Origin of the sequence: Amycolatopsis sp. WGS_07 (assembly GCF_045278895.1) — a bacterium.
Taxonomy (GTDB): domain Bacteria; phylum Actinomycetota; class Actinomycetes; order Mycobacteriales; family Pseudonocardiaceae; genus Amycolatopsis.
In genome coordinates, this window is record NZ_CP136053.1 from 10,121,339 (window position 1) to 10,140,414 (window position 19,076).

Annotated in this window: 15 protein-coding genes and 1 tRNA gene; 6 read left to right on the forward strand and 10 right to left on the reverse strand. The window is 70.3% G+C overall.

What is annotated here, in order from left to right; translation table 11 throughout:
• Positions 1-507: 507 nt before the first annotated feature.
• The 3 genes from RPX00_RS47360 to RPX00_RS47370 all read right to left on the reverse strand — a co-directional run bounded on the left by RPX00_RS47360 (position 508) and on the right by RPX00_RS47370 (position 6,753).
• Positions 508-2,943 (reverse strand): hypothetical protein, encoded by a 2,436-nt coding sequence (locus RPX00_RS47360; protein WP_406635993.1) that lies wholly within the window; start codon positions 2,941-2,943, stop codon positions 508-510.
• Between the two features lie 18 nt (positions 2,944-2,961).
• A complete protein-coding gene (ettA, locus tag RPX00_RS47365) occupies positions 2,962-4,638 on the reverse strand; it encodes an energy-dependent translational throttle protein EttA (protein ID WP_406635995.1) in 1,677 nt (558 codons plus the stop codon).
• Between the two features lie 102 nt (positions 4,639-4,740).
• Complete coding sequence (locus RPX00_RS47370; RefSeq protein WP_406635997.1) at positions 4,741-6,753, reverse strand: cytochrome c oxidase assembly protein; 2,013 nt, start codon at positions 6,751-6,753, stop codon at positions 4,741-4,743.
• A 156-nt stretch (positions 6,754-6,909) separates the two neighbouring features.
• Between RPX00_RS47370 and RPX00_RS47375 the strand changes: the two genes are divergently transcribed.
• The 6 genes from RPX00_RS47375 (at position 6,910) to RPX00_RS47400 (ending at position 11,360) form a co-directional block, all read left to right on the forward strand.
• Positions 6,910-7,953: a LacI family DNA-binding transcriptional regulator gene (locus RPX00_RS47375; RefSeq protein ID WP_406635999.1), complete on the forward strand. Its 1,044-nt coding sequence runs from the start codon at positions 6,910-6,912 to the stop codon at positions 7,951-7,953.
• A gap of 188 nt (positions 7,954-8,141) precedes the next feature.
• A complete protein-coding gene (locus tag RPX00_RS47380; protein ID WP_406636001.1) occupies positions 8,142-8,570 on the forward strand; it encodes a peptidase inhibitor family I36 protein in 429 nt (142 codons plus the stop codon).
• A gap of 854 nt (positions 8,571-9,424) precedes the next feature.
• Positions 9,425-9,498, forward strand: a tRNA-Arg gene (locus RPX00_RS47385).
• A 737-nt stretch (positions 9,499-10,235) separates the two neighbouring features.
• A complete protein-coding gene (locus RPX00_RS47390) occupies positions 10,236-10,580 on the forward strand; it encodes a polymorphic toxin-type HINT domain-containing protein (RefSeq protein WP_406643337.1) in 345 nt (114 codons plus the stop codon).
• Between the two features lie 5 nt (positions 10,581-10,585).
• Positions 10,586-10,948, forward strand: coding sequence for a hypothetical protein (locus tag RPX00_RS47395; RefSeq protein WP_406636003.1), 363 nt, complete (start codon positions 10,586-10,588; stop codon positions 10,946-10,948).
• Between the two features lie 139 nt (positions 10,949-11,087).
• Entirely contained in the window at positions 11,088-11,360 is a 273-nt protein-coding gene (locus RPX00_RS47400; protein WP_406636005.1) for a hypothetical protein, read from the forward strand.
• 429 nt (positions 11,361-11,789) lie between these two features.
• Here the strand turns inward: RPX00_RS47400 and RPX00_RS47405 are convergent, their stop codons facing one another.
• The 7 genes from RPX00_RS47405 to RPX00_RS47435 all read right to left on the reverse strand — a co-directional run bounded on the left by RPX00_RS47405 (position 11,790) and on the right by RPX00_RS47435 (position 19,071).
• A complete protein-coding gene (locus RPX00_RS47405) occupies positions 11,790-12,971 on the reverse strand; it encodes a condensation domain-containing protein (protein ID WP_406636007.1) in 1,182 nt (393 codons plus the stop codon).
• The gene (locus tag RPX00_RS47410) at positions 12,968-14,008 is read right to left on the reverse strand and encodes a hypothetical protein (RefSeq protein WP_406636009.1); all 1,041 of its coding nucleotides are present in this window, start codon (positions 14,006-14,008) and stop codon (positions 12,968-12,970) included. Before RPX00_RS47410 ends, RPX00_RS47405 begins: the two co-directional genes overlap by 4 nt.
• On the reverse strand, positions 14,005-14,919 hold the full coding sequence (locus RPX00_RS47415) for a phosphotransferase (RefSeq protein ID WP_406636011.1): 915 nt from the start codon (positions 14,917-14,919) through the stop codon (positions 14,005-14,007). The genes RPX00_RS47410 and RPX00_RS47415 overlap by 4 nt, the downstream gene beginning before the upstream one ends.
• Positions 14,916-16,139 (reverse strand): hypothetical protein, encoded by a 1,224-nt coding sequence (locus RPX00_RS47420; protein WP_406636013.1) that lies wholly within the window; start codon positions 16,137-16,139, stop codon positions 14,916-14,918. Before RPX00_RS47420 ends, RPX00_RS47415 begins: the two co-directional genes overlap by 4 nt.
• Positions 16,136-16,387, reverse strand: a complete 252-nt coding sequence (locus RPX00_RS47425) for an acyl carrier protein (protein WP_406636015.1) — start codon at positions 16,385-16,387, stop codon at positions 16,136-16,138. The genes RPX00_RS47420 and RPX00_RS47425 overlap by 4 nt, the downstream gene beginning before the upstream one ends.
• Positions 16,388-16,392: 5 nt before the next feature.
• Entirely contained in the window at positions 16,393-17,544 is a 1,152-nt protein-coding gene (locus tag RPX00_RS47430) for a radical SAM protein (RefSeq protein ID WP_406636017.1), read from the reverse strand.
• 189 nt (positions 17,545-17,733) lie between these two features.
• Positions 17,734-19,071, reverse strand: coding sequence for a PQQ-binding-like beta-propeller repeat protein (locus tag RPX00_RS47435; protein WP_406636019.1), 1,338 nt, complete (start codon positions 19,069-19,071; stop codon positions 17,734-17,736).
• Positions 19,072-19,076: the final 5 nt, after the last annotated feature.

Genomic DNA, 19,076 nt, shown 5'->3' on the forward strand with positions numbered 1-19,076 from the left:
CCGGAGGCGGCCCGGTTCGCGGCGGGGAAAGACTTAAGGTTCGTTTCAGGGGTCCCCGGCGGGCCCGCCGCGCGGGATCGGTTCAGCTACCGGCGAGTTCGGCCGGGCCGCTTCCGGCAAAAGGCTTGGCACGCGGCCGGGACGCGCCGTCCGGCTGCTTCGCGGCCGCTTCGGGATCGGTTCAGCTTCCGTAACGCCCGCGGCGAGAACGGAAAAGGTTGCGTCGGACCCCTGCGAGAATTCCCACCCGGACGGGCTAATTCTTCCGTTGCGACAGAGGGATCGGGGTGGTCCGGGAGGAGCAGCGATGTCCAGGATGAGGCAATCGCGGGGTGCGCGCAGAACGGCGCGACTGAGCAACTCCGGGCAGGGCGGGGCCTGCCGCACGCGGCTACGGCATCCTTCGGCCGGGTTGGGGGTCGTGAGTGTTTGTCCCGGTTCTCACCGGGATTGCCGCTCACGAGCACTTTCCTGCGGCACAACGGTTTCCCCGCCGGCCGCCGGATGTCAGTCGCCGTTGTTGCGGTGGCGGTCCGCGGTGGCCCGGCCGTTGATCGGCTTCGGTTCGTCGTTCGGGCCGAGGCGTTTCACCAGCGCCGCCGCGCTCGCGGTGCCCGCCTGGTGTTCGGCGAGCGCGCGGGCGAGCAGTTCCGCGAGACCGGCGTCCGGCGGCGGTTCGTCCTCCGCGATGGCTCGCGCGTAGCCCTCTGGGAAGGGTTGTTCCGACGGGGTCCACGCGTCGATGTCGGACAGCGGGTCCAGCGCCGGCGGCATCCGCAGCCGGGGCAGCCACGGCTCCTCGGCCGGTCCGGCTTCCTCCGGTCGCGGCGCGGGGGCCAGCTCCGGCTTGTCCTGGGGCTCGGGTTCCGGGTCCGCCGCGGCTTCCGGACGCCCGGGCTCGTCGGCGCGGCGACGTCCGCCGCCCCCGCCGCTCGCGGTGATGCCGAGCCGGTCCAGCACCGATTTCGCGGCGACCGAACCGTGTTCGGCGTCGTGCCGGGTCTTGCGCCCGCGCGATTCGCGGCGGGCCGCTTCCTCCCGCGCCCATTCGGCGCTTTCCCACAGCGGCGCGGCGGGCTCGTCCGCGGGAGGCGGGGCGAGCGGCAGCTCCGGCAGGATGTCCGAAAGATCCGGCATCCGCAGCGAGAACCTCGGCTCCTCGCTCGGCTTCTCCTCAGCCGGGGCCGGTGCCTCGGCAACCGCTCGCACCGGCACGTCCTCGGCCGCCTTCACCGGGTCCGGCCAGCGAACCTCTTCCGGGGCCGGAGAAGGCCGCTGCGGCGTCTCGGCCCGGCGAGCTGGCACATCGTCCGCGGCCCGCTGCACAACGGCGCTCTCCGCCCGCACCGGGTCTTCGCGACGGGTCTCCGGTTCGGCCGCTCGCGCCGGAGCATCGTCGGCCGCTCGCTTGCGCGGCGCGGGCGGTTCCGCGTTCTTCCGCCCGAACGGCCGCGCCCACCCGGGCAGCACCGGCGTTTTGCGGTCCTCGGCCCGTCGCCGTCCGCCGGTCCGCGGAGTCTCCTCGGCCGGCTCCTTGATCGCCGGCATCACCGAGGTCTGCTCGGCCTCAGTCTCCGCCGCGGCCCGCCGGAACGACCACGCCGGCTTCTTCTCCGCCGCCGCGATCCAGCCCGACGCCGAAACCGGCTCTGCGGCCACCTCGACCCGCGCCGGAACGGCAGGCAGCGGAGCCGCGACCGGATCCTCGTCCCGGATCGCCGGCATCACCGAGGTCTCCTCGGCCGCGACCCGCGGTTCGACCTCCATCGACACCGGACGCCCGTCGCGCGGGGCGGACGCGGCGAGGACGTCGTCGAGGTCCATCGACGCCACTGCCTCGGCGCCAAGCTCGCCCGCGATCAGCCCGCACGCCTGGCGCCGGGCCCGCGCGTGCACGTGTTCCGCGGCCCGCGCCCGGTGCAGGCAGCCGATGGCCTCTTCCGCGCTGCCGAACCGTTCCTCGATCTGCGCCAGCTCCAGCCACAACCGCGCGGTGACCGCCGCGAGCCCGTGCCGGTCGGTGGCCGCGACGGCCTCCCCCACCAGCTCGGCGGCGGCGTCGCCGGCCCCGGCGGGCAGGTGGATGCGCGTCGCGACGGCCAGCCGCAGCCACGCCGCGGGCGCGACCCCGGCGGCCCGGACCGGTTCCCGCAGCACGGGTTCGGCGATGTCGTAAGCCATGTCGGCGTCGCCGCGGTCGAGCAGCGTGCTCACCAGCTGCAGCACGAGCCGGATGCGGACGAGACCGCCGTCGTCGCCGGGCCGGTCCATCTTCTCGAGGAAGCCGAGCCCGGTGCGCGCGGCGTCCGCGGCCGCGGTGAGGTCGCCGTGACGGCGCCGGTGCGCGGCGGTTCCGTTGCGCAGCAACGCCCGCATGAGCAGCCGGTCGTCCGCGTCGAGGGAATCGTCGGCCACCAGCAGCCGGTCCGCCTCGACGAGCACCCGGTCCAGCTCCGCCTTCCGGCCGAACTGGGCGAGGCATCCGACGAGGTGGCACAGCGCTTCCGCGCGCAGCGACGGCGGCACGTCCTCGGACAGCACCGGCCGCAGCGCGGCCAGCCCCATCAGCGGAACGCCGAGGCTGCGCGAGCACACCGCGAGGTCGACGCGCAGCCGCGCCGCCGTAGTGGCGTATCCGGCATGCTCGGCCGCGCGCAGCGCCGCGACCGCGCGGCCGACCGTGGACGTCCGCGCGCCGATCCGCACGCGCGCGGACACCACGAGCGCTTCCGCCCGGATCCAGTGCCCGTCCGCGCCCGCCGTCTCCGCGAGCGCGGCCGAGCGTTCGCCGAGAACCAGGGACAGCTCAGGCGCCCGGAAGCGCAGCGATTCCGCCCGGTCGATCAGCCGACCGAGGTCGGCGAGGGTCCCGCCACTGGCAACGGCGGGCCGCCCGTCCGCGGTCGCGGACGGGCTGGGCCGGTTGTGCCTGCTGGTTTCCACTCGGGACCCCCGCGCCGGTCAGTCGCGCTTCAACTTGCGGTGGGTGACCCGGTGCGGACGAGCCGCTTCGGCGCCGAGGCGCTCGACCTTGTTCTTCTCGTAGCCCTCGAAGTTGCCCTCGAACCAGAACCACTTCGCGGGGTCCTCGTCGGTGCCTTCCCACGCGAGGATGTGCGTGGCGACCCGGTCGAGGAACCACCGGTCGTGGGAGATCACGACGGCGCAGCCGGGGAACTGCTCGAGCGCGTTCTCCAGCGAGCCCAGCGTCTCGACGTCCAGGTCGTTCGTCGGCTCGTCCAGCAGGATCAGGTTCCCGCCCTCTTTGAGCGTCAGCGCGAGGTTGAGCCGGTTGCGCTCGCCGCCGGACAGCACGCCGGCCGGCTTCTGCTGGTCCGGGCCCTTGAAGCCGAACGCGCTCACGTAGGCGCGCGAGGGCATTTCGGTCTGCCCGACGTGGATGTAGTCGAGCTTGTCGGACACGACCTCCCACACGGTCTTCTTCGGGTCGATCCCGCCGCGGCTCTGGTCCACATAGGACAGTTTGACCGTCTCGCCGATCTTGACCGAGCCGCCGTCCGGCTCCTCGAGCCCGACGATGGTCTTGAACAGCGTCGTCTTGCCGACGCCGTTCGGGCCGATCACGCCGACGATGCCGTTGCGCGGCAGGTCGAACGAGAGCCCGTCGATGAGCACCCGGTCGTCGAAGCCCTTGCGCAGCTTCTCGACCTCGACCACCACGCTGCCCAGCCGCGGGCCCGGCGGGATCTGGATCTCCTCGAAGTCGAGCTTGCGGTGCTTGTCCGCCTCCGCGGCCATCTCCTCGTAGCGGTCGAGCCGCGAACGGGACTTGGTCTGGCGCGCCTTGGCGTTGGACCGCACCCATTCCAGCTCGCTCTTGAGCCGCTTGGCCAGCTTCGCGTCCTTCTTGCCCTGGACCTCGAGCCGCTCGCGCTTCTTCTCCAGGTACGTGGAGTAGTTGCCCTCGTAGCCGACGACGCGGCCGCGGTCGAGTTCCATGATCCACTCGGCGACGTTGTCCAGGAAGTACCGGTCGTGGGTGACGGCCAGGACGGCGCCCTTGTAGGTGGCCAGGAACTGCTCCAGCCACAGCACGCTTTCGGCGTCCAGGTGGTTGGTCGGCTCGTCGAGCAGCAGCAGGTCGGGCGCGGACAGCAGCAGCTTGCACAGCGCGACCCGGCGGCGCTCGCCGCCGGAGAGGTGGGTGACCGGCTCGTCCGGCGGCGGGCAGCGCAGGGCGTCCATGGCCTGTTCGACGGTCGAGTCGAGTTCCCAGGCGTCGGCGTGGTCCAGCTCCTCCTGGAGCTGGCCCATCTCCTCCATCAGCGCGTCGCTGTAGTCGGTCGCCATCAGCTCGGCGATCTCGTTGTAGCGGTCGAGCTTCTGCTTGGTCTCGCCGAGGCCCTCCTCGACGTTCTGCCGGACGGTCTTGGTCTCGTCCAGCTCCGGCTCCTGCATGAGGATGCCGACGGTCGCGCCCGGCTGCAGGAAGGCCTCGCCGTTGCTGGCCTGCTCGATCCCCGCCATGATCTTGAGCACGGTCGACTTGCCGGCGCCGTTCGGGCCCACGACGCCGATCTTGGCTCCGGGGTAGAACGCGGTGCTCACGTCGTCGAGGATCACCTTGTCCCCGACGGTCTTGCGCACCTTCTTCATGGTGTAGATGAACTCGGCCATGCCGTCGATCGTAGAGTGGCTCCTCCGGCGGCCTGACGGCGGTCACCACCGCGCTACCGAGGGTCAGGTCGTCCTCACTCCGGCGGTATCATTTCCGCGCGGTCATTCGGCCCGTTTGCCGTCGGCGAGGTTCTTCAGCATCGCGTTGTAGGCGGCCAGTTCCTCGCCGCCGGTGTTCTCCTCGCGCCGGTCGCGCCGTTTCGCCTCGCGCTCGTCCTGGCGCGCCCACTGCACCAGCAGCGCGATGAGCACCAGCAGCACCGGCACCTCGCCGGACGCCCACGCGATGCCGCCGCCGAGCCGCTGGTCGGTGAGCAGGTCGCCGACCCACGGCAGCTTCAGCGACGTGTAGAACTCGCGGCCGATCACGGTCTGCATGTTCATCAGGATCACGCCGAAGAACGCGTGGAACGGCATGGCCCCGAACATCATCCCGAGCTTGCCGACCGGCGGCAGCCGCCGCGGGGCCGGGTCGACGCCGATCACCGGCCAGTAGAAGACGTAGCCGACGAGCAGGAAGTGCGCGTTCATCGCCAGGTGCGCCCAGTGGTAGTTGAGCGCGTTGTCGAAGAGGCCGGAGAAGTAGAGGCCGTAGAACGACCCGACGAACAGCAGCAGCGCGACGATCGGGTTCGTCAGGAACCGCGACACCGGCGAGTGCACGGCGGCCAGCAGCCATTCGCGCGGTCCCGGCGGGGCGTCGCGGCCGGCCGGGGACAGCGCGCGCAGGGCGAGCGTCACCGGGCCGCCGAGCACCAGCAGCACCGGCGCGACCATCGACATCAGCATGTGCGTGCCCATGTGCACGCTGAACATCGCGGGCGCGTACCGGCCGATGCCCGACGACGTGGCCAGCAGGATCACCGCGCAGCCGGCGAGCCACGCGACCATCCGGCCGACCGGCCACGCGTCGCCGCGCTTGCGCAGCCGCCGCACTCCGGCGAGATAGAACCCGGCGAGAACGATCGCGAGGGTGCCGTAGACGAGGTCGAACCGCCAGTCGGTGAGCAGCCGCCAGAACGTCGGCGGGCCCTGGAGGTCGTAGCCGATGAGGAGTTCGACGGTGCCCGGCTGGGTGACCGCGTCCGGCGGCGGTGGCGTGCGGGCGAGGCCGGAGGCGATGCCGATGGTGACGAACATGATCAGCACTTCGACCGCGGCGAGCCGGAGCAGCTGGCCGCCGCCCTTGCCGTCGACGAGGTTCGCGACGCCGCGGCTGCGCTGCTGCTGGCCGAAGACGCCGAGGAGCAGCAGGGCGACGATCTTGGCGACGACGAGCAGGCCGTAGTCGGTGGTGAAGAGGTCGCCGAGGTTGATCCGGACCAGCGCGTTGACGATGCCGGACACCGCCATCACGACCCAGCAGACCAGGGCGAGCTTGGAAAACCGCTGCGCGGCGAGGCTGAGGTTCTTGCCGCGGCGCCAGCCGAGCGCGAGCACCGCGAGCAGGCCGCCGACCCACAGCGCGGCCGCGACGAGGTGGAACAGCAGGCTGTTGGTGGCCAGGTCGTGCGAGCCGCCGCTGGCCGAGTGCCCGGTGACCGCGACCGGGACGAGCCCGGCGACGGACACGAAGAACAGCACCGCCGTCCAGCCCCAGCTGAGCACCAGGCGGCAGCCGAGGGCGAGCAGGATCGCGATCAGCGCCGTCCACAGCCACGCCTTGGGCTGTTCGATCGCGCCGATGAGGCTCAGCAAGGTGTCCGGGTCGAGGACGTCGCCGAACGGCTTGCCCGCGCTGTCCGCGGCGGTGAAGGCGACCGACAGGATCGAGGCCGCGAACCACACCCACGCGGCGATTCCCGCGGTGCGGACCGCGGCGTACCCCTCGGGCGCGAGCGTGCCGGATTTCTGTGGCGGAACGAGGAAAGCGGCCAGCAGCAAGGCGCCGACGCACACGACCGACGAGGCCTCGGCGAGCACCCGGACCACGGTGACGCCGTACCGCGTGACGAGCCCCGGGTCCGGCAGCCCGGCGATCACGTAGCCCGCGCCGCCGGTGAGCGCGACGAGCCCGACCGCGACGACCGCGCCGAGCACGACTCCGACCGAAAGCAGCGGGAGCACGCTGGTCTTGCGTCCGCGGTTCGGTTTCGTCACAGGTTCCGAGGTCACGGTACGAGACTAGGCCGGTCGCGCGCGCGGCGGCACGGGGGTGGGGGCCGCCGCCGGGTTTCGCGCCGGATCGCTCGCTTGCGGTGTTTGCACTGGTCGAGCCGGGTTGTCGGACGGAATCCGGTGCACTGTAAAGCTTTCCTCTATGCTCCGCCGATGACCAGCAGCCGTCGCCGCCGCCCGACGCTAGACGACGTCGCGGAGGCGGTCGGGGTGTCGCGCGCCACTGTGTCCAACGCCTACAACCGGCCTGACCAGCTGTCGGCGCAGCTGCGGGAGCAGATTCTGCGCGTGGCGGGTGAACTCGGTTACCCCGGCCCGAACCCGACCGCTCGCAGCCTCGCCACGAGCCGCACCGGCGCGATCGCCTTCCTGCTCGATTCGTCGCTGTCGGCGGCCTTCTCCGACCCCGCGCTGTCGATCACCCTGGACGCGCTCGCGAAAACCGTGGAACCCACCGGCAACGCCTTGCTGCTCCTGCCCGGCCACGAAGCCCAGGAGGGCCCGCCAGCGTCGCGAGTGCTGGCCGCACAAGCGGATATCGCCGTCGCGTACTCGCTGGCCGACGGCACTCCCGCGCTGGAAGCCGTACGGGCGCGGGGTTTGCCGCTGGTGGTCATCGACCAGCCACCGCTGCCGGACACGGCCCGGGTCGGCTGCGACGACCGCGGCGGCGCCGCATTGGCCGCCCGCCATTTAGTGGAGCGAGGACACCGGCGGTTCGGAATACTGGCCGCACCACGGATTTCCGGCTTCACCAGCGCTTTCCACGGCACCCGGGAACGCCTGGCCGGCTACCTCGACACCCTGGCCGCCGCCGGGATCACCGACATCTCCGTCGCCGAGGCCCCCTGGCTCTCCGCCTCGACCGCCCGCGCCGCCGCCACCGAACTGCTCACCGCTTCCGCGCGTCCGACCGCCCTGCTCTGCATGTCCGACCAACTGGCCTTCGCCGCGATCGCCGCCGCCCACCGCCTCGGTTTGCGCGTCCCCGCCGACGTTTCCATCGTCGGCTTCGACGACACCCCGCAGGCCGCGTGGTCTGAACCACCGCTCACCACCGTGCGCCAGGACCTGGCGGGCAAGGGCCGCGTCGCCGGCGAACTGGTGATGGCCCTCCTCGCGGACCCCGCCGCCGTTCCTCCCCCGGTCCAGCTCCCGGTGTCGCTGGCCGTCCGCGAAAGCACGACGGCGATTTAGCAAGACCGCTCGCCGATCTGTGGACAACTAGGTCTCGTCCGAGTGACGGGAATCTACTTGTCCACAGACGTAGGAATGCGTGCAGACAAACCGCGCGGAACCCGCCATCGTGGACACAGACCCGGTTTCCCCGGGCCGCCGCCGGCTCTCTCGCCGGCGCTCGTTTCCGATGAGGGGGAGTTCCCACGATGTTCCGCCGCCTGATGCCGACCCTGCCGTTCCCGGTCCGCCGCTCCGTCCCGTCCCGCCTGCCCGGCGTCCTGCTGCTGGTCACCGCCGGTCTCCTGGCCGGATCCGGCCTGGCCCAAGCGACTCCGGCCGGTCCCCCGGCTCCCGCCGGCCCCGCCTGCGGTGCGGGCGAGTTCTGCCTGTGGGACAGCGAAACCTATTCCGGCACGGCACAGAGTTACGACCTGCGCACGGCAAATCCGGGTGATTGCATTCCCCTGCCCGAGGGATTCCAAGCGCATTCCTTCGTCAACCGGATGGCCCGCGACGTCACGATCTATCAAGGAGCCGACTGTTCCACCGAAGGAGATTTCATCACCTACCCAGGCGGTGGCACGTACGTTCCGCAGTCCCCGTTCGCGGTGCGTGCCCTGAAAGTGTGGGAATAGCCCCGAGACCGGGCCAGGTGAACAAGGCAAGCTCCAGGCCGAGTCGACTCGCAGCCGCAGTTCGCCTGTCCCCGGGGGGCCGCGACCCCGGCGGCCCCCGAGGCCCGTGGGCGCGCGCAGCCCGGAAGATCCGCGCCCACGGGCCTCTCCCGGCCCTCGCCTCCCGCTCCCCGGCCCCGACCTGGGGACGGGAGGCGAGGCCCTGGTCCCGATCTGCGGGCGTCGGAGGCGTGGCCCCGCTCGTGCTCAGCCGCCCGTTGTCCCCGCCCGTTCAGTGCCGTTGCCCCGCCGCACCCCATCCACGCTCCCGGCCAGTTTCACCGCACCTCGATCCACGACGCTCCGCCCGACCTTCTGCCCTACCCGATCCACGATCGATCCTCCGCGCCCCGGCCCACGACATCCCGCCAGACCCGCCCCATCCCACCCCACCGTGACCGCCGCCGGACCACACCCCCGGGTGGTCCGCCCGAGCCGACCCGCCTCGTTCGACACCCGTCCGCAGCTCCACAACCGCCGAACCGCCGAACCGTCACCACCAGGCCAGATGCCTTACATCACAAGATCGCCACAGTCTCATCCCGCCGCCGAGCCCCGCCGACCCGCCGAACCCCCGCCCGGAGACCCACATGTCCAAGCTGCACAAACCGCCGCCCGCCCGCCGCACCAGGCCACCGCCGGAACAACTCCCCCGAGCAGTGCGTACCGGCACCGTCGCACGCTGTGGCATTCCGTCCCGGAGAACCGCAAATCCGACGAAGGGAAGCTGAAACGATTCGACGGTGTCGAACGATCGAGAGATTGGCGATGACTAAGCTGCCCATGCTGGAGGTCAGCAGCTGTCGGCCACCCGGGCCCTCGTAGCTCAGCTGGATAGAGCAAGAGCCTTCTAATCTCTAGGTCGCAGGTTCGAGTCCTGCCGGGGGCACTCCGCAGACGGTCCCGTTGGGGCCGTCTGCCTGAAGCCCTGCCGGGGGCACAAACGGCCTGGTCAGGGAATCCCTGGCCAGGCCCGGCCGAGGGTCGCAAGCCAGGCGGCACACCAACGGTGCACATGACGACGGCTCCGGCCGAGCGCGCCCGCCAGATCCCTCCCCGCAACGGCCAGCCGCGGCGGCTCTTCCGCCCGATCGAGCGGTCGGCAGCACGGCGTCGCCACCCGCCATCACGACGCCTCAACCAGCCCGAAACACATTCGTGATCTTGCCCTCAGCCAGCTCACCACACCAGGAACCACTATGTCGGACCACCCCAGCCCCAGCCGACGGGCCCGAAACGGAGCCACCCGAGTTCTCTTTGCGGAAGCACGCCGCGCCGGACTCGTCCAACGGCATCTCCGCAAGCTCCACCACCTCGCCCGGCACCCGCACTCACCGACAGCAAGCACGCCGCGACCAACCGCGAACCTGCCCGCCGCCGAGGCACCGACCCAGCCGACCAGAGTCCGCCGGTCACCCGGGCAACTCACCCTCGGCATCGAACTCGCCCGCCGGCCCGCAACGCCGCCACGCCGACCGTCCACAAAGACCACCGCATCGAACGAAGCCGCCTAGCCGCCGATCACAGTGGTCCATCGCGCTCCGACCACAAGAGACGGCACGCCAAGGGTCGGCCCGCGCTCGCGTCAACGGCAGTAAAAGGGAGCATCCGCGCTCCTCGTAGGAGATCAGGGCCGGCGACGTGGTCACTGCCAAGGATCCGGTCACCGGAGTGCTCGCCGCCAAACCGGTGACCGCGTTGATCAACGGCGCGGGCCTGAAGAATGTCGTGGACCTCGAGGTGTCCGGCACCGGCGGACAGGCACAGCTGCACGCCACCTCGGATCACCCGTTCTGGGTGAGCAACCAGCACCGATGGCTGCCGGCCAAGAACCTGCGGGCCGGGATGCAACTGGAATCGCCGCACGGCGAAACACCACGGATCTCCAGTGTTCACCCGCGGCAAATTCAGACGCAGGTTTACAATTTCACCGTCGACGGATTGCATTCGTATTTCGTCAATTTCGGCTAGGCCCCGTGCTGGTGCACAACTCTGGATGCCTTGACTACATCGCTCTCGGACTGGAGGCCTATGTCGAGAAGCTGGCGAGTGCGGTCGGCGCGCGCAGCCTGATGGGCGACAAGGACTGGCAGGGCACGGTCTGGGTCACCGCCCAACTGCTGAAGCTGCAACCCGGTTCAGTGCGGGTATCCTTCACTCTTGACGGAATGGAAGGCTCTGACATCGACGTGGTCACCGCGGTCAACAGAGCCATCCTGCGGAACGCCCGGCAGATCGGCGGCGCGACGGATCTGGAACTGGTGATGTTGAAGGACTTCGGTGCTCTCAAATACGTCGACTTCTACATCGGTGGTCGCCTCATGCCCAACTCCTTCTGAGCGGAAGCCCCGAATGCCTGAGCTGACCTTCCCTCTGCGTCTCGAGCGGAATTTCCGTTTGTGGTCCTATCAGACTTCACACAGTGTCCTTCTGCTGCGAGCGACCTCGGCGAGCGAAGCCCCGACCAGGATCGACATCATGTTCCGCGCGGTGCGGGCAATCAATCTCCGGCAGCGCTACGAGCGGTTGGAGATCGGACTCGCCGATCCTGCAGAAGAGCCAGCCGAACTGCGCGATCTTCTCGAATACGGTGCACGAGTCTTCACGGTGACCGACGGCGGGTCAGACGGCTACGTGGTCGCTTCGGCGGTCTACCTCTCCGAGGACCACCTGTCCTATGGCGAGCCGTCCACTATCGATCATCCGGAGCTAGCCGACCGGATAGTCCGGAGCGGCTACTTCGGAGGGTGAACCCGGGCGGCCTCGCCGGTTGCGGGCGAGGCCGCTCGACGGAAAGCCTTGCTGTGCACGTGTCAAACCAGACGTGACTCCGAGGTCGCGCTTGGGTGGCGAGAGCCTTCTAATCTCCAGATCGCAGGTTCGAGTCATGCCGGGGCCACGAAGAGCCTGGTCAGGCGAGCGGTCAGAGCCTCCGTCCGCTGCCGCCCCGCGCTTAACCCACAGGTTTCGCCGGGACGGCGCTGTGCTCGCTTCCTCCCCGACGATCATGATCAGGTCGACATAGTCCAGCGACGTGCTCGCCTTGCCGTGCCCTACGCCGGGTGGCGATCGCGCTTCGCCGCACTGGAATAGGTCGACCCGGTGATGCCGACCTGGCTGTAGGCCGCCGCCGCTTCGGGCTGCCGCTGTGGGCGGATTGCGACCTGAACCCTGCCGTCCTTAGCCGACCTGTTCGGCTACCGCCGGCCACAGTGCTCGGACGCGTTCGCGGGTCCAGCCTCGGCCGTCGGAGGAAAGGTGGGCGGTCAGGGTGCCTTCGGCGGTCGAGCGGGAGCGGATCGCCAGCGTCGTCGGGGCGCGGGTGTCCTTGGGGCCAGCCGCCGCGATGACCTGGCCGGTGATCGGGCCGAACGAGTACGGGGCGGGCCAGTCGTCGGGGACGTATTCGTAGAACGGGACCGCGGCGTCCGGTTCGGTCAGGAACTTCCGGGCGTCCGGCATGGGGTAACGGCAGTGGCGGCGGCACTCCCGCAGGACGTCGCGGACCTCGACGGCGTACTCCGGGGTCAGCCGCGGCGGCGGGGACGGCAGCGGGACGTACGCGGTGAGCAGGCACGGGCCCAGCATCCGGCGCCATTCCGGGCGGTCCCGTCGGCTGAACACGGTGGTGAACGCCAGTGGTCCCGGCCCGGTGAACGGGCGCATCGCGCAGGCCAGTGCGGCGAACAGGGTCGTGGCTGGGGTGGTCCGGTGTGTTCGCGCGAACTGGTGGACCGCGGTCAGTCCGGAGGCGGGCAGCAGCGTTGCGCGTTCGGCGAACGGCGCGCTGGTCTCGTCTTTCCGGACCGACGCGAAGTCCTTGGCCAGCGCGGTTTTCCACCACGCCCGGTCCTCGGCTGCGGCGGAACGGCGCTGGTGGTCTTCGGCGGTCGCGTAGTCGCCGTACTGCGCGACCGGGGCGGGAGGGGCGACGCCGCCCAGTTCGGCTGAGTACAGCGCGGCAAGCTCTCGGCAGGTGGCCCAGACCGTGCTGGGGTCGGCGACCAGATGATGCAGGTGCACGGCGAGCAGGTCGGCGTCGCGGATCAGGCGGACTACCAGCGGGCCGGACTCCGGGGGTACCGGCGCGTGCAGCCAGTCGGTCGAGCCGTCGCCTTGGTGCACCTCGAAAACCGGTGGGCCGGGCGGGGACACCAGCTGGGCGTCTTCGGTCACGCGGGTGCGCAGGATTTCGTGCCGGGCGACCAGGTTCGTCAAGGCCGCGGACAGCACGTCCGGGTCTAGCGGGCCGCTCAGCTGGAGGACGGTGTTCATGGTGAACCACTGTCCGGTGAAATCCGCGGCGTGCCGGCGCAGGTCCAGCATCACTCGCTGGAACACCGAAAGCGGGTGCCGGGTCACGCGGCCAGCTCCGCGGAGTAGTCGGCGATTCCCGGCAGCGCCCGCAGCAGGGCCTGGTGCATCCCGGCCAGCAGTTCGCCGGAGAAGCCGCTGTCCCGCCACGTTTCGTACGGGATCCCGAAACCGAGCCGCTGCCACACCTCGCCGTTGCGTTTTTCGGCTGCTCCCAACGGTTCCAGCAGCAGCAACGGGGTCGCGGACCACAGCGAGTCGAGACATGTCCCGCCGCCGGGTTTGCTGACCATCGCCTGGGCCATGCGGACCAGCTCGAACGAATCCGGGTGTGCGGCGCCGCGGGTGTAGGTCGCGCTGTCGGCTGGCCGAAGCGGTGGGAAGCCGTTGTCGTGCCAGGGATGCCAGTCCGGATCGGTCATGAAGTAGCGGACACCTGGGCGCGGGTCCACATCGGACTCGCGGTAGGCGAGCACGTCGAGGGCGAAGCCGGAGCCGGCCAGTTCGGCGATGTGCTCGCGGTAGGTGCCCATCCCCCAGCCTCCGCCGTGCAGGTACAGCCGGGGCTGGCGGTCGGCCCACGGGACCGGCGGGCGCGCGCTCACCGGGACGCTGCACGGGACCGTCATCGACGTCCCGTCCACCAGGAAGACGTCCTCGTGCGGCACTTGCCATCCGGCGGCTTTCCGGAACGACGGGGACGCGATCGCGTCGATGTGGCAGAGCACCACCCGCACGGCGCGGCCGCGGGCGAGGTAGCGCTCGACGATCGGCAGCCAGAACCCGGAGAAGACCACGAAGGTGCCAGCCCGCTCGGTGTCCCAGCGGTCGAACAGCGCCGCCTCGGCCGCCGGGTCGGTCACCGCTGCCGGGTCGGTCGCCAGCCGGTGCCCGGCCTTGGCCAGCCGGAAATCCCGGTGGAAGGCCCATTTCATCTCGGCGGTGGTGGCCAGTTTCCGTTCGGGCAGCAGCCGTTCGAGGACGCTGACGTCCGCCGCCGCGCCGCGTTCGCGCAGCCGTTGGGCGAGCAGCAGCCCCGGCACGTGCACGCCGAGTGCCACGCCGGAGGTGAGCACTTCGATCACGACGACCTCCCGAGGAACGTCAGCGCCCGGCGCAGGTGCGCGTCCGCCAGCCGGATCGTCGCGGGTGCACCACCTCCGCGCGGCACGGTCTCGACCAGCATGATCAGGTACAGGTAGCAGCGGTACAGCGCGAGCCGCACGCGGGCAGCATCGTCGAAGACCAGTGCGCCGCCCGCTTCGCGGTAACCGCGCACGAAGTCGGCATCGCGTTCGATGTCGCCGAACAGCGCCAGTGACACCAGATCCGCGAGCGGGTCTCCCCAGAACGCGCGTTCGCCGTCGATGAAGCCGGTGATCCCGGACTCGCCGAGCAGGATGTTGCCTGGCCATAGGTCGAAATGGACCAGCACCGGTGTCCGCACCTCCGCCAGGACTGCGGTACTCGCCATGAGCGTCGTTCGCACCTGCGAGATCGGCACCGGTAAGGCGGCCGAGAACCGTTCGGCGTCGGCCAGGACCGCGTCCAGCATCGCGGTGAACGCGGTGCGCCAGCTCGACGAAACCGCGCTGGGGTAACCGAATCCGGTGCCGGTGATCCGGTGCAGGCGGGCCACGAGGCTGCCGAGTTCGGCTCGCAGCGCCGCGCGTTTCGTGGGAGGTACGCGGCGCGCGGCCCAGCTGTCGCCGGGAAGTTCGGTCATCACCAGGACATCGCCGTCGACCAAGCGTCGGGAGAAGTCGGTGTGCACGACGCGCGGGACCGGCACGGCGGCTGCGGCTGTTTCGTAGAACAACGCTTCGGTGCGCAGCAGACCGCGTTCGTAGGTCAGCGCGGGCGCGTCCGGCGGCGGGGACACCTTGACCACCAGGCCGGGCGGGCGGATGCGGTAGGCGGTGTTGAAACTCGCCCCGGACAGCGGCGTCCATTTCGCTTGCCGCACCCCGGCCGCGGCGAGCACCTCAGCGATCATCTGGTTTCTCCTCGCGCGGTCATTCCGGCCGCCTCGATCGCGTCGAGCAGATCGGCGCGCAGGGCCGCGCTCTCGCCGGGGCGGGCCATCAGCGCGCAGTAGATCCGGCCGCCTGGCGCGGCGAGGCCGCTGCCGCCGGCCAAAGTGACTCCGGGGACGCTCCGTCCTCGATAGCGGAGCCGGTGCAGCGCGGCGAAGAGGTCGCTGATCCCCTTGCCCGGCGGGACTTTCAGATCGAACCGCCACAGGTGGCAGCGCAGGCCGTGCGGACGGACCCGGCGGTCCAGCAGCAGCGACAACAGCCCCAGGGACTGCCGCGCGTTGATCTCCAGCACTGGCACGAGCGTCCCGTCCGCCAGCACCATCGCGTCCACGCCCGCCGGTCCCCAGTAGCCTGCTGCGGCCAGTGCTTCGGCCACCGCAGCGAGCGTTTCGTCGTATCCGGCTTCAGCCAGCTCGGCGAGGAGTCCGTCCGGGGCGGGCTCCGATCCGGCGTGCCGGAAGCCTCGGTTGTGCATCACTTGCACGCCAAGGGTTTCCCAGCGCCCGTCGGCGTCGATGCGCAGGTGCGCCGAGAAGTCCGTGCACCGGTCGAAGCGGGGCTGGACCAGGAGTTCGACGCGCGCGTTCTGGGCTGCCAGCGTGCGGGTGACCGCGCGCAGCACGCCAGGCGTGGCCACTTCCAGGGTCGCCCGGCCGGACACTCCGTACGGGTCTTTCACCACGCTCGGCCGGGTGCCGACCGCCTCGGCGAGTTCGGCCGCGGACCGGACGACGACGCCCGCGCCGGGCAGTCCGAGCGACCGCGCCAACGCGTGCGACCAAGTCTTGGAATTGACCGCTGCCACGGTTTCCGCGGCTGGCAGCCGGTCAGCGCGACCGAGCCGCGCGGCCAGTGCGACGGTGTCCGGCAGCACGGCGTACGGAGCCATCTCCGGCCATCCGGCCAGTGTCTCCGCGTCGACAGCTCGTTCGATCGGGGTACCCGGCGGCGCTGGAACCAAGCGGTGCTCGAACTCGATGCCGCAGTCGGCCAGCGACGCCCGGATTTCGGGGGCCGGGGCGCGGCGGGTCAGCAGCAGGTCGCCCGGCGAACACCCCGCGGCGAGCAGTTCGTCCATGCCGTCGGCGGCGTCGCCCCCGGGAGCGGCGGGCAATGTGGCCAGGTCCGCGGGCCGCCACCAGCGCTCGGCGTCGAACGTGCCGAAGTGCGCGGTCATGGCGTCGCGAGTGTCCGCAGGAACCCGGTGAAGCGGCCGAACACGCGCAGGTCGTCGAGTTCGAGATGCTCGTAGTCCAGTTGCACGCCGAGTTCGTCCTCGACTCCGAGGAGGAAGGAGATCATCTGCAGCGAGTCCAGCCCGTAGTCGTCGACGAGATCGGCGTCCGGGCCGATCTCGCCGGCTTCGGTCCCGTTGTCCAGCACGGCGACCAGCACGTCGGTGACCCTGCGTTCGAGGTCCGGCACGGTTCTCACACTCCGTTGAGGTAGAGCAGGACGCACCGCGAGCAGACGGGCATCATCCCGTTCGCGCCGAGGATGCGGCGGATCTTCCGGAAAGACTCGTTGTGCCACAACCGCACCGGGTCCGTCTCGTACAGGTTGCCCACCACGAACTCGGGGAAGAACTTGCACGAGCTGACGTTGCCGTCGGCGTGCACCTCCATCCGGTTGGACACCGCGAGGCAGCGGCTGCGGTGCTGGGCCGGTTTCGGCGTGCCGAGCACGAAGTCCTCGACCTCGTCCGGTTCGAGCTGCGGCTGGTAGCGGATCCGCACGCGCCACCGCCGCGAGGCCAGCCGGTCCATCGACTCGCGCAGCACCGGCAGGCATTCCGGGGGCAGCCGGTAGGTGTAGGAGTGCCAGGTGGGCCGGGCGGTGCCGGTGTCGCCCGGCAGCCAGGCGAAGGATTCGGCGTAGACCCGGTCCATCGCTTCGGCCACCTCGGGGCTGATGTACCAGGGAAACTGGAAGTAGACCGTGTTGACGCCGAGGTCTTCGGCCCACTCCATGAACTCGTACATCGTGTGCACGGTCCGGTGGGACACCATGCAGTTCACCGAAACCTCGCCCGCGAACGCGCCCTCGCGCTTGAGGCCGAGCATCAGCTCGATGTTCTTCGTGGTCCGGCCGAAGGTGCCGCGGCCGCGCAGTTCCTCGTGATCGGCGCCGAGGCCGTCGAGGCTCACCAGAAGGTTGAGGTGTTCGCCGAGCGCCAGGAGATGGTCGAGATTGCGCTTGAACAACAGGCCGTTGGTGCAGACGGTGACGGTGCGCGGCGAGCGGCGCAGCAGTTCGGCGATGTCGCCGAACCGGCTGTGCATCAGCGGTTCACCGCCCCATACAAAGACCTTCGAACGTACGGATTCCGTGGCGTCCAACAGTTTCGCGACGATATCCACATCGAGTTCGGTCCGCTGCTTGGCGGTGTCGAAGTCGCGGAAGAAACCCTGCTCGCTCCACTGGTAACAGTGGCTGCAGCGCAGATTGCAGCGATAGGTCAGCTGCAGGCACAGTTCCCTCGGCAACGGGGTGGCATAGGCGGGGTCCTCGGCGACAGCCCGGCGCGCCGACGACCGGATCGCCACCGTGTGCTTGAGATCGGCGAATTCCTTGGCAGTCAAGGTTCTCGTGGTTTGCGGACGCATTGATCGCCCCCTCCGCTCGGTGCGGGCTCGCTCCGAGGTTAGGAACGCCGCGGTGGCGGCGGCACCCCTAGCCCCGGCGGCAGGGGAACACCGCGGAACCGGGACAAATCAGGTGACATTAAAGGAGCGCACGCCTTCGAGGAAAGCGTGCGCTCCTTTAATGGATCAAGCGCCGGAAACAGCCACCACTCCCGTCATCGTGCCCACATAAGCGCGGTCACCAGACAGCGTCGGCGATGCGAAATGCGGGACCGTGCCCAGATTGATCTGACTCCGCACCGAGCCATCAGCCGGTGCCAGCGCGTACAGGACACCAGTGCGGTAGTCCACCACCCACACCGCGCCGCCGCCCACCGTCGGGGAGCCGTTCGCGCGGACCGGGGCGCGCCAGATCACGTGGGGTGTGCCGTTCGGGTCGACGCGGACCGCGGCTGGGCCGTCGGAGCAGGGCAGGTAGGCGGTGTCTCCGCTGGTCGCGCTGCCGCCGAATGACTGGCAGATCTCGGCTTGCGCCAGTTCGCCGCCGATGCCGCCCAGCTGGTCGTGGCGCAGCACGTACCCGGTTCCGCGTTTGCCGACGGCGATCACGTGGTCGCCCAGCAGGGTCGGGCTGGACGAGCCCAGATCGAGGTCCTGGGCGTTGTCGTCGGCCCAGGTGTCGGGGGCGAACAGGTCCACTCGCTGCAGGGCGGGCGACAGGGCCAGTACGGAATCGCTGTCGTCGTAGCCGGTGGTCGATTCGCCGTTGCCGACCGAATAGAGCAGGCGCTGGCCGTCGACTACGCCGCCGCCGGGGGCCCAGATTCCGGCTTCTCGGGTGGTCGGCACGCTGTAGCTGATCGGGTCGTTGCCAGCGGTGGTCACCGACGCTACCGAGCCGATGTAGTTCGCGCAGTCGCCGGCCAGTCCGCCGTAGGGCACGTACACGCGGCCCTCGTACAGCGTCAGTGCCGCTCGTTGCTGGTGGGCTATCGGGTCGCCTTTGGGCGGTTCCAGTTGCGTGCGCACTTCGACCGCGCCGGTGTTCACGTTCACGCCGGCCAGTACGTGCTGGCCGCCGGTGAGTTCGGCCAGTGCGTAGACCCGCGAGGTCGCTGGGTCGTACACCATGGTGCCGGTGATGCCTAGGGGGTCGATGTTCCCGCACGGCAGCTCCGACCGTCTCGCCGGTTCGCCGAGGTGGGCGGACCAGCGCGGGGCGCCGGTGGCCGGGTCGAGCGCGTACACGGTGTTGTTTTCGGTGGCGGCCAGGATTTGGCCGCCTACCACGAGCGGCTGGCCGTACACCGCACCGTCCAAAGTGGACTTCCAGGCGGTGCCGAGGGTGCCCAGCGGGGCGAGATCGGCGGCGTCGCCGGTGCGGGCGTTGTCTCGGTGATAGGTGGGCCAGTCGCTCGCGGCGAGCTGTCCGGGATGACCCGCGGCCGCCGGGGAGGCCGTCCAGCCGATGGTCAGCACGGCGGCTGTGCTCGCGATCGCCGTGCGGAAGCCAGTTTTGTTCATCACGC

Coding starts and splice junctions, on each gene's coding strand:
- ettA (WP_406635995.1), bottom strand. CDS start 4,638: ATGGCCGAGTTCATCTACACCATGAAGAAGGTGCGCAAGACCGTCGGG.
- RPX00_RS47375 (WP_406635999.1), top strand. CDS start 6,910: ATGACCAGCAGCCGTCGCCGCCGCCCGACGCTAGACGACGTCGCGGAG.
- RPX00_RS47380 (WP_406636001.1), top strand. CDS start 8,142: ATGTTCCGCCGCCTGATGCCGACCCTGCCGTTCCCGGTCCGCCGCTCC.
- RPX00_RS47400 (WP_406636005.1), top strand. CDS start 11,088: ATGTTCCGCGCGGTGCGGGCAATCAATCTCCGGCAGCGCTACGAGCGG.
- RPX00_RS47415 (WP_406636011.1), bottom strand. CDS start 14,919: ATGATCGCTGAGGTGCTCGCCGCGGCCGGGGTGCGGCAAGCGAAATGG.
- RPX00_RS47420 (WP_406636013.1), bottom strand. CDS start 16,139: ATGACCGCGCACTTCGGCACGTTCGACGCCGAGCGCTGGTGGCGGCCC.
- RPX00_RS47435 (WP_406636019.1), bottom strand. CDS start 19,071: ATGAACAAAACTGGCTTCCGCACGGCGATCGCGAGCACAGCCGCCGTG.